The 13,782-nt window shown below is 31.7% G+C and carries 19 protein-coding genes; 18 read left to right on the top strand and 1 reads right to left on the bottom strand.

Annotated features, from left to right (window positions below; translation table 11 throughout):
* Nucleotides 1-69 precede the first annotated feature (69 nt).
* From DW269_RS05455 to DW269_RS05400, 12 genes are all read left to right on the top strand, one after another.
* On the top strand, nt 70-396 hold the full coding sequence (locus DW269_RS05455; RefSeq protein WP_226793158.1) for a cupin domain-containing protein: 327 nt from the start codon (nt 70-72) through the stop codon (nt 394-396).
* A gap of 252 nt (nt 397-648) precedes the next feature.
* A complete protein-coding gene (locus DW269_RS05450; protein WP_117458877.1) occupies nt 649-1,233 on the top strand; it encodes a DUF5714 domain-containing protein in 585 nt (194 codons plus the stop codon).
* Nucleotides 1,196-1,594 carry an arsenate reductase ArsC gene (locus DW269_RS05445; RefSeq protein WP_117458876.1) on the top strand — a complete coding sequence of 133 codons (399 nt, stop codon included), beginning with the start codon at nt 1,196-1,198 and terminating at the stop codon, nt 1,592-1,594. The genes DW269_RS05450 and DW269_RS05445 overlap by 38 nt, the downstream gene beginning before the upstream one ends.
* Before the next feature lie 252 nt (nt 1,595-1,846).
* Nucleotides 1,847-2,161 carry a hypothetical protein gene (locus tag DW269_RS05440; protein ID WP_117458875.1) on the top strand — a complete coding sequence of 105 codons (315 nt, stop codon included), beginning with the start codon at nt 1,847-1,849 and terminating at the stop codon, nt 2,159-2,161.
* A gap of 65 nt (nt 2,162-2,226) precedes the next feature.
* Nucleotides 2,227-2,766 carry a flavodoxin family protein gene (locus tag DW269_RS05435; RefSeq protein WP_117458874.1) on the top strand — a complete coding sequence of 180 codons (540 nt, stop codon included), beginning with the start codon at nt 2,227-2,229 and terminating at the stop codon, nt 2,764-2,766.
* Between the two features lie 156 nt (nt 2,767-2,922).
* Complete coding sequence (locus DW269_RS05430; protein ID WP_117458873.1) at nt 2,923-3,804, top strand: ketopantoate reductase family protein; 882 nt, start codon at nt 2,923-2,925, stop codon at nt 3,802-3,804.
* 2 nt (nt 3,805-3,806) lie between these two features.
* Complete coding sequence (locus DW269_RS05425) at nt 3,807-4,460, top strand: class I SAM-dependent methyltransferase (protein ID WP_117458872.1); 654 nt, start codon at nt 3,807-3,809, stop codon at nt 4,458-4,460.
* Nucleotides 4,457-5,245: a class I SAM-dependent methyltransferase gene (locus DW269_RS05420; protein WP_117458871.1), complete on the top strand. Its 789-nt coding sequence runs from the start codon at nt 4,457-4,459 to the stop codon at nt 5,243-5,245. Before DW269_RS05425 ends, DW269_RS05420 begins: the two co-directional genes overlap by 4 nt.
* Before the next feature lie 105 nt (nt 5,246-5,350).
* Nucleotides 5,351-6,007 carry a class I SAM-dependent methyltransferase gene (locus tag DW269_RS05415; RefSeq protein WP_117458870.1) on the top strand — a complete coding sequence of 219 codons (657 nt, stop codon included), beginning with the start codon at nt 5,351-5,353 and terminating at the stop codon, nt 6,005-6,007.
* Between the two features lie 5 nt (nt 6,008-6,012).
* The gene (locus DW269_RS05410) at nt 6,013-6,810 is read left to right on the top strand and encodes a carbon-nitrogen hydrolase family protein (protein ID WP_117458869.1); all 798 of its coding nucleotides are present in this window, start codon (nt 6,013-6,015) and stop codon (nt 6,808-6,810) included.
* A gap of 59 nt (nt 6,811-6,869) precedes the next feature.
* Nucleotides 6,870-7,337: a flavodoxin gene (locus DW269_RS05405; RefSeq protein WP_117458868.1), complete on the top strand. Its 468-nt coding sequence runs from the start codon at nt 6,870-6,872 to the stop codon at nt 7,335-7,337.
* 47 nt (nt 7,338-7,384) lie between these two features.
* A complete protein-coding gene (locus DW269_RS05400; RefSeq protein ID WP_117458867.1) occupies nt 7,385-8,047 on the top strand; it encodes an SIMPL domain-containing protein in 663 nt (220 codons plus the stop codon).
* Between the two features lie 299 nt (nt 8,048-8,346).
* On the opposite strand, the gene DW269_RS05395 is transcribed toward DW269_RS05400, so the two are convergent.
* Nucleotides 8,347-9,234 carry a LysR family transcriptional regulator gene (locus DW269_RS05395; RefSeq protein WP_117458866.1) on the bottom strand — a complete coding sequence of 296 codons (888 nt, stop codon included), beginning with the start codon at nt 9,232-9,234 and terminating at the stop codon, nt 8,347-8,349.
* A 110-nt stretch (nt 9,235-9,344) separates the two neighbouring features.
* Between DW269_RS05395 and DW269_RS05390 the strand changes: the two genes are divergently transcribed.
* The 6 genes from DW269_RS05390 to DW269_RS05370 all read left to right on the top strand — a co-directional run bounded on the left by DW269_RS05390 (nt 9,345) and on the right by DW269_RS05370 (nt 13,728).
* The gene (locus DW269_RS05390) at nt 9,345-10,370 is read left to right on the top strand and encodes a YeiH family protein (RefSeq protein WP_117458865.1); all 1,026 of its coding nucleotides are present in this window, start codon (nt 9,345-9,347) and stop codon (nt 10,368-10,370) included.
* A gap of 87 nt (nt 10,371-10,457) precedes the next feature.
* Nucleotides 10,458-10,994 (top strand): TIGR00730 family Rossman fold protein, encoded by a 537-nt coding sequence (locus DW269_RS05385; RefSeq protein ID WP_117458864.1) that lies wholly within the window; start codon nt 10,458-10,460, stop codon nt 10,992-10,994.
* A gap of 52 nt (nt 10,995-11,046) precedes the next feature.
* Complete coding sequence (locus tag DW269_RS12585) at nt 11,047-11,199, top strand: hypothetical protein (protein ID WP_158546309.1); 153 nt, start codon at nt 11,047-11,049, stop codon at nt 11,197-11,199.
* Nucleotides 11,200-11,213: 14 nt separating this feature from the next.
* Entirely contained in the window at nt 11,214-11,960 is a 747-nt protein-coding gene (locus DW269_RS05380; protein WP_199409957.1) for a hypothetical protein, read from the top strand.
* A 63-nt stretch (nt 11,961-12,023) separates the two neighbouring features.
* Nucleotides 12,024-12,734, top strand: coding sequence for a transglutaminase family protein (locus DW269_RS05375; protein WP_199409955.1), 711 nt, complete (start codon nt 12,024-12,026; stop codon nt 12,732-12,734).
* Nucleotides 12,724-13,728 carry a macro domain-containing protein gene (locus tag DW269_RS05370; RefSeq protein WP_117458862.1) on the top strand — a complete coding sequence of 335 codons (1,005 nt, stop codon included), beginning with the start codon at nt 12,724-12,726 and terminating at the stop codon, nt 13,726-13,728. Before DW269_RS05375 ends, DW269_RS05370 begins: the two co-directional genes overlap by 11 nt.
* Nucleotides 13,729-13,782 lie beyond the last annotated feature (54 nt).

The raw sequence follows: 13,782 nt of genomic DNA, 5'->3' as shown, positions 1-13,782 counted from the left end.
GTTCGTGAGAACTTACATTATCTCGATGTGAGTATATTTAATCACATTTAGAGTGGCAGGATGGATTATATGAATGAAATGATTAAACCAGGAGAAGTATTTAAACTTGCAGAACTATTACCTTATTCAGAAGGTAAGATCATCAATATGGATATTGTACATAATGAGAAGATGAAGTTTGTAGTAATGGCATTTGATGAAGGAACTGGACTTACTGAACATGCAGCACCAGGAGAAGCTATCATCTTCGCATTAGATGGTGAAGGTATCATCAGTTATGAGGGTAAAGATCATATCATTAAAGCAGGAGAAAACTTCTGTTTTGCGAAGGGTGGCATGCATGCAGTCAAAGCATCTAAACGTTTCAAGATGGCATTACTTCTTACATTAGAATAATGAATATATTACCTAGAACGAGATTCAATGCAGTCTCGTTTTTTACTTTTTCATATTTTTTGAAATAGTTTCATTTATTATGGAACTATGGAATAGAAGCATTACCTTATTCTTACTTGATAGGGTGGATTGCGATATTGTTGGTTGAAACACCTTTGATGATTCGCATATATACGAAAAATTAGAAATAATCAGGGCGATAGGGTAATTCTGTCGTTTTTACTATATAATGGAATAAAGGAGGAGGTTTTCATGACAATACAAGCAAAAGCTGAACGAATAATCAAGGATATAAAGAAAGAAAAGGGAAACAATCCTATACAGATATTTAAAAGAATTGCAGATCATGATTATATCAATATTCATGGACCAGAACATCATATTTTAGATGGAGCATGTTTGCTCGTTGCATTTAAAAATGCAGGTGGTGAAATTGATTTAGATGATGCATTAAATAAAATTATGATAGAAGGATTAAGAATGCCTGGTGCTATGTGTGGTTTATGGGGTGTATGCGGTGCAGTCACATCACTTGGTGCGGCATTATCACTCATTGATCATACAGGGCCTTTATCTACAGATGGTACCTGGGGAGACCATATGGAATTTACTTCAAACGCATTAAAGAACTTAGGTGAAATCAATGGACCTAGATGTTGTAAAAGAGACGCAATGATTTCATTTAAGAATGCGATTGATTATATCAATGCGCATTATGATGTTACTTTAGAATATGCACATTCATCTTGTCACTATTCAAAACTGAATAAGCAATGTATAAAGGAGAGATGTCCTTATTATGGATCAAAAGAAAGTTGCATTTATTTGTGTTCATAATTCATGTAGAAGTCAGATAGCTGAAGCATTAGGTCATTATCTCGCATCTGATGTTTTTGAAAGCTATTCTGCAGGAACAGAAACAAAACCTATCATTAATCAGAATGCTGTTCGTATAATGAAACAAATGTATGGCATAGATATGGAAGAGGCGCAATATTCTAAACTTATAAATGATATTCCAAAACCGGACATTGCGATTTCTATGGGATGTAATGTAGGGTGTCCTTTCATAGGTAGACCATTTGATGATAACTGGGGATTAGAAGATCCTACAGGTAAAAGTGATGAAGAATTCGTAAAAATTATTAAACAAATTGAAACTAAAATATTAGATTTAAAGGATAATTTAAAGAACTAGGAGAAATTCATATGAAACTCTTATATCGTTTTTGCTTATTAATTGCAATTATACTTTCCCATATCATGTGTGCTCTTGTTGCATATAACTATTGTAATATGGAATGAGAGATTAAGGTTGGAGGAACAAGTGTACCAGTTGAAATGGCTTATCTCTATGCGATTCCTTTTGTGATAGGAATTGTCTTACGTCTGATTGGCGCATTCTATTTCAAGAAAAATCATGTTAATATAATTATAAGGAGGTATAATCATGGATAAAATCAAAAAGAACTGGGTCTATTATTTCATTATTTTCATTGCTTTTTATATCGTTCCAATGCTGATAAAAGATACAGGAAGTGGCATATTTATTCTATTGATTGTTATTCCTCTTATTATGTTAATCACTTCTTTTGTATATGGATTAAGAAATACATTTGATTTCATTTATCCTCTTATTGTCGCAATTCTGTTCATTCCTACATTATTCGTCTACTATAATATTTCAGCTTGGAGCTATATTATTGTCTATTCTATGATCGCAGTTATAGGATCACTACTAGGTAAAACATTACAAAAGAAGTAATAATTTTCTTGCTATGAAGTAAACTTTACACTTTAGAATATCTTTATAGGAAAGGAAAGGATATTATGAGTAAAAAAGTCGTTGTATTATCAACAAGTCTAAGAAGTAGTAGTAATTCAGAATTACTTGCGAAAAGCTTTGTAGAAGGGGCAAGAGATACAGGAAATGAGGTAGAGTATATATCACTTAAAAATAAAGATATTCGTTTCTGTATTGGATGTCTCGCATGCCAGAAAACAGGACATTGTGTCATAAAAGATGATGTAGCAGATATCATGAATAGTGTACTTAAAGCAGATGTTGTTGTATGCGCTACACCTATCTACTATTATGAAATGAGTGGACAAATGAAAACATTGATTGATCGTCTCAACCCAATGTATTCTAAAGACTATAAGTTTAGAGATGTATATCTTCTTGCGACAGCTGCAGAAGAAGGAGATGAAGTCTTTGAAAAAGCTATTACTGGACTTAGTGGCTGGATTGATTGTTTTGAAAAGACATCTATTAAAGGCACTGTACTTTGTGGTGGTGTATCTAGTGGTGGAGATATATTTAGTAATACTAAACTTAAAGAAGCCTACAATCTAGGTTCTCATGTATAAGACAGACATTAAGACAATTAGATGGTGAATCATAAGCATGAACACATGATGTTCATGTTTTTTTGTTAGTTATAACTAATATATTAATTGTGGTATCTATTTCATAGTGATATACTAAATCTATAAGTTAGTACAAACTAACAAAGAGGTAATATCATGAGAATACTTATATATGGTGCAGGGGTTATTGGTTCATTATATGCAGTTTTGTTGAAAGAAGCAGGGTATGATACAACTATTTATGCAAGAGGACATAGACTTGAAGCCCTTCAAAATCAAGGACTCCTTTATAAGAAAAATAATATAATCAAAAAAGTAGATATCAAGGTCATTGATTACTTACAAGATAATGATATATATGATTTTATTTTTTTAACTGTTAGAGAAAATCAATTATATCAGGCACTGAAAGAATTGAAATCCAACAAAAGTAAAAACATTATCACAATGGTTAACTCAATAGATACTTATGAAAAATGGGAAAGCATTGTAGGAAAAGGAAGAATATTGCCAGCTTTTCCGGGAGCTGGAGGCAGTATCACAAATGATATACTTGATGCATCACTTACTCCAAGATTTATACAGCCTACTACTTTTTCTGAAATAACAGGAAAAAAGACAAATAGGACACAGCAGCTCTCACAAATATTTAAACATGCACGCATACCTTTTCAGCAGGTCAATAATATGCATATATGGCAGTTATGTCATCTTGGGATGGTTGTACCTCTTGCCGATGCTTATTATCAAACAGAATATCCTGAATCTGTAGGTCAAGATAAACTGATGATGAAAAATACGGCGAAAGAGCTTAAACATAATTTCAAAATTATATATGAAAACCTTCATACATTATCACCTTTTAAAATGCATACCTTTCAACTTTTACCAATACCAATACTTACATATATTTTGTCTCAAACTTATAAAAGCTGCTTTGGATATACATTCATGTATCAGCATGCTATCAAAGCACCGGATGAAATGAAAGAACTATATAACCAATTTTATTCTTATATTAAGGAATGGAGATTATGAATATGACAAACGAAGAATACAAACAATTATCAATCAAAGAATTTACTGAAGCAGCTAAAAGATATGAAGGTAATCATGCAGGTCTCTATGAAATGTGTAAAAAGGATTATCCAGATATCTTAGAAGAATTAGAGAAAGAACCATTCATAGATTTACTTGATGCAGGATGTGGTCCAGCACCTATGATTTCTTTATTATCAGAAAAATATCCAGATAGACATTATACAGGTCTTGATCTTACACCAGCTATGATTGAAGAAGCTAAAAAGAAGAATATTCCAAATGCAGTATTTGTAGTAGGGGATTGTGAGAATTTTCCTTTTGAGGAAAACTCATTTGATGCCATTATCTGTTCTATGAGCTTTCATCATTACCCTAATCCACAAGCATTTTTCAATAGTGTAAAAAGATGCTTACGTCCAAAGGGTAGATTAATACTTAGAGATGTTACTAGTGATAATAAACCACTAGTATGGCTGATGAATAAAATTGAAATGCCTCTCGCAAACTTATGTGGTCATGGAGATGTCCAGGTTCCTACAAGAGATCTTGTTTATAAATGTTGTAAAGAAGCAGGTTTAGCAATAGAAAAGTTTGAAATACGCAAGGGAATGCGCCTACATTGTGTTGTAAGAAAAGAAGGCGATTCAAAATGAAAATAAATGTAAAAGGTGTACCAGAGACAATGATTCAGACTCTCTATGCTCGTGCAAAAGAAACAAGTAAAGAGAACCCTAAAATAAAAGATGAAATGGCTGTATCAATAGTCAAACAATTAGATTATGACTTTTCTAATGCTGATCAAGATAGAACTATGAGTTTAGGTGTAATCGCAAGAACGATTGTATTAGACAAAATGGTAGAGGAATATCTCAACACACATAAAGATACGATAGTTATTAATATTGCATGCGGGCTTGATACGAGATGTTATCGTATGAAGGGAAAATATGTACGTTGGTACAATCTGGATTTGCCTGAAACAATCAATATAAGAAAACAGTTTTTAAAAGAAACAGGTCCTATCTATCAGATTGCGAAATCAGCCATGGATGAAAGTTACAGAGATGATATTCAATATCATGGAGAAAACATTCTTGTAATCATTGAAGGTCTCACAATGTATTTATCTGAAAATGATATTAAGAAAATATTTTCTATTATTACTTTTAAAAATAGTACTGTAATGGTAGAAGTCATGTTCCCTTTTGTAGTGAAACATACTAAAGAAAAATCAGTAGAAGGAAGTCATGCAAAGTTTACGTGGGGCATTAAAAACGGGAAAGAACTAGAAAAACTTCTTCCTACATTTTCTTTTCTTACTGAAGTGAGTCTTGTAGAAGGAATGAAGAAGTTAATGCCTATATATCATGTATTAGGTAAAATTCCTTTTGTTTATAATATTTCAAATAAAATAGTTGTTTTAAACAACCATAACTAGTCTTAAGGAAATGATAGAAGTTATGAAATTACATACACGCTTAGATATAGATTAACGTATAAGAAATGTTGTTGTGGAATGGAAGAATAGAAAAGGAAAATTAATATGAAAGATAAAGTAAAAGATGCTTATGAATCATCTAAGAATATATATGATGACGTTCTCACTCAATCCAATATTTTTAGTCGACTCTATATAAAACTATTTTGGAATGGTACTGATGATAATGTAATCGCAAAAAAAGTACTCTCTTATATTCCAAATGATTTTAATGGTGATCTTCTTGATGTTCCAGTAGGTACAGCTGTATTCACTAATAATAAATGGATTTCTTTAAATAATGCGCATATTACATGTCTTGACTATAGTCAGGATATACTTGAACAGGCTAAGATAAGATTAAATGGTCAAAAACATATTCAATGTATTCAGGGAGATGTAGGAAACTTACAGATGGATGATGAAACATTTGATATCGTACTATCTATGAATGGATTTCATGCTTTTCCTGATAAGATTAAAGCTTTCCAAGAAACATGGCGCGTACTAAAACCTGGTGGTGATTTTATTGCCTGCTTTTATATTAAAGGAAAATCAAAAAGAACAGACTGGCTAGTAAAAAATGTTCTTTCAAAGAAAGGATGGTTTACTCCTCCATTCCAGACTGAAGAAGAACTCAGAGATATTCTAGAGAAATTCTATCAAATCATAGATATACATGTTGATGGATCAATGGTATATTTCCATTGTAGAAAGAGGTAAAACATATGCGTATTGCGTTAGCTCAAATGAAAAATGAAGGTACAATCCAAGATAACTTAGATAAAAGTATAGAGTTTATTAGACAAGCTTATGAAAATCATGCAAGCCTCATTTTATTTCCCGAAGTTCAGCTTACAGAATTCTTTCCACAATATAAGGGAAAGGATGTATCACAATATAGACTTAAATTTGATTCAAAAGAAGTAAAGATGCTTCAATCTGCAAGTGAGAGATATAGTATTATATCTGTTCCAAACATTTATCTTGAAGAAGAAGGAAAACCCTATGATGCAAGTCTATTAATAGGGAAAGATGGAGAAATCAAAGGCATTCAAAAAATGGTCCATATAGCACAGGCTAAACAATTCTATGAACAAGATTACTACACACCTTCAAATGATGGATTCAAAGTATTTGATACAGAATATGGTCAAATAGGCATCGTCGTATGTTTTGATAGACATTATCCTGAAAGTATTAGAACAGAAGCGCTGATGGGCGCAGATCTAATACTTATTCCAACAGTGAATACTAAAACTGAACCTTCAGAAATGTTTGAATGGGAACTTCGTGTCCAGTTCTTTCATAATAGTGTAAGTATTGCGATGTGCAATAGAGTAGGACAAGAGGTTGAAATGAACTTTTCTGGAGAATCCATTGTAGTCAATCCAAATGGGAAAGTTATTAAAAAAACAAGTGATCAAGAAGAAATCATATATGTTGATATTGATTTGTCTGACTCCAAGAAAATAAGAGAAAGTAGACCCTATACACAACTAAGAAGAAAAGAATTATATCAATAAAATCTCCTTGCCATAAAGTAAGGTTCACACTTTATAATTTAGCCAAGGAGGATGATAATATGAGTAAAATATTAGTTGCTTATTTTAGTGCAAGTGGTGTTACAAAACATGCAGCTGAAAAAGTTGCAAAGATGGCAGGGGCTGATCTATATGAAATCAAACCGGAAATCCCATATACAAAAGCTGATCTTGATTGGATGAATAAGAAGTCTAGAAGCAGTATTGAAATGGAGGATAAATCAATACGCCCTGCCATTGTTAAAGATAATCTAGATATTTCAAAGTATGATCATATCTATCTAGGTTTTCCTATCTGGTGGTATGTTGCACCTACAATTATTAATACATTCCTAGAAGCATATGATTTCTCTAATAAGATAATTACACTATTCGCTACATCAGGAAGTAGTGGTTTTGGAAACACTGTACAAGAATTAAAAGTATCAGCACCAAATGTAGACATTAAAGAAGGATTATTACTAAACAATCTCACAACTCAAAAAGTAAAAGAATTATTGGCCTTATGATTATTCATGGGGCTTTTTTGATATAATAATGGAAAGGAGGCATAACCATGGATAAAACAATGAAAATTACTGGTAAAGGAAAGATTTCTGTAAAACCTGATAGAATTAGACTTAACATCACAATGGAAGAATCCTATAAGGAATATGAAGTGACATTAAGTCAATCTAGTGACACAACAAAGATATTGAAGGACTTATTTGTATCTTTTGGATTTCAAAAGGATGACTTAAAAACTAACAGTTTTGACATTGATACCAAATATGAGAGTTATAAATCTAAAGATCAAAGCTGGAAAAAGAGACTTGTAGGATATACCTATACACATCGTATGTTGATAGAATTTGATGCAGATAATAAGAAACTAGGGGAGATACTTTATGCTTTGGCACATAGTGTGATTACACCAGAAATTTCAATTGAATATACAGTGAGTGATCCTGAAAAATATAAAGATGAATTATTGAAGAATGCGATAGAAGATTCTAAGCATAAAGCAAAAGTCTTAGCTCATGCTGCAAATATCGAATTAGGTGATATCGTATCTATTGATTATTCGTGGGGTGAAATCAACTTTGTCTCAGAACCTATACAGAATTTTGCATTCGCAAGTGCAGAAAAAACAATGGGTGGTCCTGGATATGATATAGATATTGAAGCAGATGATATTGATGTCACAGATACAGTGACTGTAATTTGGAAAATTAAATAATGTTTTAACAATTATTGCTGAAAGGAGTTGAATCCTATGCCTAACATTAAATCTGAATGAGCATAGTAGATATGCAATACCTAATATACAGGACTTTAAAAAGAGATAGGCCACGCTACAGCTAATGAATGAACTAGCTAAAGATGTAAAATCTAGTAAAGAAAAAGGCTGTTTCACGTTAGAAAACCAGGAAAAACTATTTGAAGCCGGCATAGTTGTATTCAAGTTAGTATTAAAAAGAATAAAATAAACTATAATCAAGCACCAAAAATTTTACTACGTTTTGATACATTTAATCATCAAAAGGGTATTGTTAAAAATTCTTCACTAATAGAAATATACTTCTCAGTAAATAGACTATCTTTTTCCCAAATGAATTCAAAATTATGCTGGAGCTTAAAGTCATCTAATATAATTTCTTTTAATATACCTTTCTGTAATTCTTCTTTCACTGCAGTTTTATACATAAAAGAAATACCACAATCTTTTTTAAGCAAGCTGATGATTGTGTGCATATTTTCTATCTGTGTATAATGTATAAAATCAGAAATAGACAAACCACGTACATTTAGACTTTCTTGTAAAATATGTCTTGTACCAGAACCTTGTTCTCGTACAAGAAGTCTTTCATCAAGAAGGTCATGTAAAGTATGAGGTATATTCTTAAACTCATGTGATGCAGCACAGACGGCAATATAGTCCTCAGTGCTGTATTTTTTATGACTATATTTCTCTTTTGGATAATTTCCTTCTACAATAGCCATATGAATCTTACCTTGATCTAATAACTTTAATAATTCTGCCGTATTTCCATAATGAAGATGCAGATTCATTTCAGGATGATGCTTGATAAAATCAGCCAATTTATCCACTATCGCATATTCACCAATTGTCATAGTCACACCAATCGACAATGTTTCTATCATTTCTTCATGACTCTTTATCTCTTTTTTAATTGTTTGCTCATCATTCTGCATAGTCATCAAATATTTTCTTAATATCTCTCCAGAACGTGTTAAAGATAACTGCTTATTTGAATATACAAAAAGTGTTGTTTCATATTCTTGCTCCAAAAAATGAATATGTTGTGATACAGCTGGCTGAGTAATATGTAGTTGTTTTGCAGCAAGTGTATAGTTTAATGTCTCACATACTTTCAAAAAAGTATGAATACGATAATCTAACATCTCATCACCTCATCAATAATATGTACTTATAGTTCAATAGAAATATATAATTTAATATTATTATAGTCAAGTGATATAATGAGCACACATTAAAAGAAAGCAGGTAAATCATGGAAACTATTAAAAAGAATATATATGGCATACTTGTATGTTTAGTTATTGCGATTCCATCATGGTTACTAGGAAAACAATTTCCAGTTATCGGTGGGGCAGTGATTTCAATTCTTGCAGGTATGATTATTACTATGTTTTGGAAAGAAAAAGGTAAAGCAGCACCAGGGATCAAATGGACTTCTAAGATCATCCTACAGACAGCTGTCGTCTTATTAGGTTTTGGTATGAATTTAGGTGTCATCTTTGAAACAGGAAAGCAGTCATTACCTATTATTATTTGTACAATCTCTACTTCACTTCTTATTGCATGGCTTTTAAGAAAGATATTACATGTACCTTCCAATACGTCTATTCTAGTAGGTGTAGGTTCATCTATTTGTGGTGGTTCAGCTATTGCAGCTACTGCACCAGTCATTGATGCTGATGATGATGAAGTTGCTCAGGCTATTGCAGTTATTTTCTTCTTTAATGTCTTAGCTGCATTATTCTTCCCTATTCTAGGTAAAGCCATTGGCTTTGATACATTACATGGCGATGCATTTGGAATATTTGCTGGAACTGCCATCAATGATACATCTTCAGTTACTGCAGCAGCATCTACTTGGGATAGTATGTGGCATTTAGGTAGTGCTACACTCAATAAAGCTGTAACTGTCAAATTAACACGTACACTTGCAATTATTCCTATCACTTTAGGATTATCAATGATTAGAAGTAAGAAAAACCAGAAATCTTCAAACTTCAACTTAAAGAAAGCATTCCCTATGTTTATTCTTTACTTTGTATTAGCTGCCATTATTACTACAATCAGCCTTCATATGGGAGTTAACAGCAATGTTTTCTTACCTATTAAAGAATTATCTAAATTCCTTATTATTATGGCTATGGCTGCAATTGGTTTAAACAGTAATGTCATTCACTTAATTAAAACAGGTGGTAAACCATTATTAGTAGGTGCATCATGCTGGTGTGGTATTACTATTGTTTCATTACTCATGCAGCATGTTATGGGCATCTGGTAAGCATTGACTTTACATACTATATTTCTTAAGATAGAAATAGACTTACAGTGAAACTTAATTTTCACTGTTTTTTAATAGGAGAATCATATGAATATTACAGTATATTTAGGTGCTTTGAGAGGCAATGATCCAGTACTTAAGGATGCAGTCAAAGAACTTGGTACATGGATTGGAGAAAACAATCATACACTCATCTATGGTGGATCAAAATCAGGATTAATGGGATACATTGCGGAAAGTGTATTAGATGCAGGTGGAGATGTCATTGGAATAGAACCACAATTCTTCATTGATGAAGAACTACAATATGACGGATTAACAGAGTTAATCATAACTAAAGATATGACAGAAAGAAAAACGAAAATGATAGAATTAGGAGATGCCTTTATCGCCTTTCCAGGTGGTACAGGAACACTAGAAGAAATATCAGAAGTGATGTCTAAAATTTCATTGAAACAACTTGATGCAACTTGCATATTCTATAATTTGAATGATTATTATAAGGGTATGAAAGAACTTATGTCCCATATGATAGAAATGGGATTATCTACTCATGAGAAACAGAAGGGAATTTATTTTGCAGATAATCTAGAAGAGATAAAGAATATTATTGAAGAGGAATAGTGATTTTTTTCATTATTCCTTTTATACTAAATAATAGCTAAGGAGACATACAATGAATCTAGAAGGACAAAACTTGGAATCATTAAGAAAGATGATTAGGCATCTCCAGGAAGAAAATCAAGAATTAAAGGAACTACTAAAAAAATCTAATATCACATTTAATGAATCAAAAGAAGAAATGACAATGAAGGTAACTGTCGTTTAAATCATGAATATGGCATGGTGATAATAGATGAATGTCATCATGGAGCCTCTCATGTATTTGAAAATGTATTACGCCAAATTAATTCTAAATATATCTATGGTGTATCTGCGAACGATAAAAGAATAGAAAAACAATCTATTAATCATTATGTCTATCCACGATTCACAAGAATAATGGCATTAGGTGATAGTAAAAATGATCTTAACAGTGCTTATGCATTTATCTTTAAAAATGAAAATAGAAATAATATGATTATTTCTTATCAAGAAGTGCATAAAAAAAATAGAACACCCATCGTATTAACACGCTATAAAGAACATGCTAAATTATTGTATGAATCATTTAAGAAGAATGTCCTTGATCATACATTTTATAGAAAGATTGGTTTTGATGTGATTACTGATCTTGTAGACAATAAACAAAACGTGAATCACATTTATAATTACTGTGATTATTTAGAAGTATTTAGACAGGATATCCATGAAGCAACTAAAAGCATCATTATCTCTAGTCCTCAATTAAATGAAAAGAAAGTATTATCTTTTATTGATTTAATATTATATGGTAATGGTGTATTTGTAGAAGTATATCCTGATTTAGATTCTTATTTTGCGGTTATTGATCAAGAAATCGTATGGCACGGTGGAATAAACTTGCTTGGTAAATCAAATATCTATGATAGCTTAATGAGAGTGAAATCAACTACGATTGCGGAAAAACTTATATTTAGTCCTACAGAAACTAAAGATTGTGACTCCTAGGTTACAATCTTTTTAAATCTCATAGTACAATGATATAATCTATATTAATGGAGGAGCATTATAATGATGGAATATCTCAAAGAAACACACATACTAGATTATTCTCATCCTACTATTCAAAAACTTATTCATGATAAACACTGGAAAGAAATGAATGAATTTAAAAGAATACAATCAATCTATAATTATGTAAGAGATGAGATCTTATTTGGCTATAATAGTGATGATTATATACCTGCTTCAAAAGTACTATCTGATGGCTATGGTCAATGTAATACTAAAGGAACTCTATTTATGGCATTGCTACGTGCCTGTGATATTCCATGTAGAATACATGGCTTTACTATTGATAAGAAACTGCAAAAAGGAGCTATGACAGGTATTGTATATCATAGTGCACCTAAGAATATATTACACAGCTGGGTGGAAGTTTACCTTGAAAATCGATGGTATGAACTAGAAGGATTTATTTTAGACAAAGCATATCTTAAGCAACTTCAGAATAGATTTACTAAATGTACTGGTCCATTTTGTGGTTATGGTATTGCAGTGAAAAACTTCAAACACCCTATAATTGACTTCAATAGAAATAATACCTATATTCAAAGTGAAGGAATTACTCAAGACTTTGGTATCTATGATTGTCCAGATACGTTACTAAAAGAACATCATCAAGAGATGTCAACCATTAAAACATTCGCTTATAAGTATATTGGTAGACATCTTATGAATTATAATGTAAAGAAAATAAGGAGACACTTCTATGGCATTTAAGATAGTAAGAAATGATATCACAAAAGTAGAAGCTGATATCATAGTTAATACAGCCAATCCACAACCAAAATGTGTAAGTGGCACAGATCTGGCAATATATGAAGCAGCAGGAAAAGAGGCACTTCTTGCAGAAAGAAAGACTATTGGTCCTATTGAAAGAGGAGATATTGCAGTCACTGGAGCTTATCATCTCAACGCAAAATATATTATTCATACAGTAGGACCTGTATGGATTGATGGAAATCATCATGAACTTGAAATACTAGAAAGATGTTATCGTCTACCTCTACAAAAAGCAATAGAACTAGGATGTCAAAGTATCGCATTTCCTCTTATTTCAACAGGTGTATATGAATTTCCAAAAGATAAGGCTTTGCACATTGCAGTATCTGTATTCAGTCAATTTTTAACTGAACATGAAATAGAAATCATTTTAGTTGTATTTGATAAAACCTCTTTTCAATTATCCAGCCAAATTGTCGGAGAGATTGATTCTTATATTGATGCGAACTATGTTAAAGAAAGTCATATCAATGAGTATCCTTTAAGCTACAGACGAAGTGCTCGTCTTCGTTATTTATTTAACTCTTCGTTTCATGAAAAACCATCTCTAGATTTATCGGATACTTCTTTAGAAGATCAGCTCGCAAATATTGGCCCTTCATTTCATGATAAATTATTTGAATTAATAGACAAAGCGCATTTAGATAATAAAGACGTATGGAAACGAGCTAATCTAGATAGAAAACTTTTTTCTAAAATTCAATGCAATAAGAATTATCATCCTAAAAAGAAAACCGTATTTGCATTATATATCGCATTACAGCTTAATTTAGAAGAATCAAAAGATCTACTTGCAAGAGCAGATTGGGCATTTAGTCCAAGTAGTAAAGTAGATTTAATTGTACAAAAAGCAATCATAGACAAACACTATGATATTATGGAACTCAACATCACATTGTTCAAATATACCAATGAAACTCTTGGTACATAACTGACGTTGGTACTTCATGTATCGACGTTTTTTAAATGTCGCTTTTAAAGCGAC

Origin of the sequence: Catenibacterium sp. AM22-6LB, from assembly GCF_003435615.1 — a bacterium.
GTDB lineage: Bacteria > Bacillota_I > Bacilli_A > Erysipelotrichales > Coprobacillaceae > Catenibacterium > Catenibacterium mitsuoka_A.
The sequence above is the reverse complement of the archived record's forward strand: the minus strand, read 5'-3'. Positions and strand labels throughout refer to the sequence as shown.

What these genes read in the sequence shown, in the direction of transcription:
- DW269_RS05380 (WP_199409957.1), top strand. Translation starts at nt 11,214, where the DNA reads ATGGTGATAATAGATGAATGTCATCATGGAGCCTCTCATGTATTTGAA.
- DW269_RS05400 (WP_117458867.1), top strand. Translation starts at nt 7,385, where the DNA reads ATGGATAAAACAATGAAAATTACTGGTAAAGGAAAGATTTCTGTAAAA.
- DW269_RS05440 (WP_117458875.1), top strand. Translation starts at nt 1,847, where the DNA reads ATGGATAAAATCAAAAAGAACTGGGTCTATTATTTCATTATTTTCATT.
- DW269_RS05410 (WP_117458869.1), top strand. Translation starts at nt 6,013, where the DNA reads ATGCGTATTGCGTTAGCTCAAATGAAAAATGAAGGTACAATCCAAGAT.
- DW269_RS05420 (WP_117458871.1), top strand. Translation starts at nt 4,457, where the DNA reads ATGAAAATAAATGTAAAAGGTGTACCAGAGACAATGATTCAGACTCTC.
- DW269_RS05425 (WP_117458872.1), top strand. Translation starts at nt 3,807, where the DNA reads ATGACAAACGAAGAATACAAACAATTATCAATCAAAGAATTTACTGAA.
- DW269_RS05370 (WP_117458862.1), top strand. Translation starts at nt 12,724, where the DNA reads ATGGCATTTAAGATAGTAAGAAATGATATCACAAAAGTAGAAGCTGAT.
- DW269_RS12585 (WP_158546309.1), top strand. Translation starts at nt 11,047, where the DNA reads ATGAATCTAGAAGGACAAAACTTGGAATCATTAAGAAAGATGATTAGG.
- DW269_RS05390 (WP_117458865.1), top strand. Translation starts at nt 9,345, where the DNA reads ATGGAAACTATTAAAAAGAATATATATGGCATACTTGTATGTTTAGTT.
- DW269_RS05375 (WP_199409955.1), top strand. Translation starts at nt 12,024, where the DNA reads ATGATGGAATATCTCAAAGAAACACACATACTAGATTATTCTCATCCT.
- DW269_RS05430 (WP_117458873.1), top strand. Translation starts at nt 2,923, where the DNA reads ATGAGAATACTTATATATGGTGCAGGGGTTATTGGTTCATTATATGCA.
- DW269_RS05415 (WP_117458870.1), top strand. Translation starts at nt 5,351, where the DNA reads ATGAAAGATAAAGTAAAAGATGCTTATGAATCATCTAAGAATATATAT.
- DW269_RS05455 (WP_226793158.1), top strand. Translation starts at nt 70, where the DNA reads ATGAATGAAATGATTAAACCAGGAGAAGTATTTAAACTTGCAGAACTA.
- DW269_RS05395 (WP_117458866.1), bottom strand. Translation starts at nt 9,234, where the DNA reads ATGTTAGATTATCGTATTCATACTTTTTTGAAAGTATGTGAGACATTA.
- DW269_RS05405 (WP_117458868.1), top strand. Translation starts at nt 6,870, where the DNA reads ATGAGTAAAATATTAGTTGCTTATTTTAGTGCAAGTGGTGTTACAAAA.
- DW269_RS05450 (WP_117458877.1), top strand. Translation starts at nt 649, where the DNA reads ATGACAATACAAGCAAAAGCTGAACGAATAATCAAGGATATAAAGAAA.
- DW269_RS05445 (WP_117458876.1), top strand. Translation starts at nt 1,196, where the DNA reads ATGGATCAAAAGAAAGTTGCATTTATTTGTGTTCATAATTCATGTAGA.
- DW269_RS05385 (WP_117458864.1), top strand. Translation starts at nt 10,458, where the DNA reads ATGAATATTACAGTATATTTAGGTGCTTTGAGAGGCAATGATCCAGTA.
- DW269_RS05435 (WP_117458874.1), top strand. Translation starts at nt 2,227, where the DNA reads ATGAGTAAAAAAGTCGTTGTATTATCAACAAGTCTAAGAAGTAGTAGT.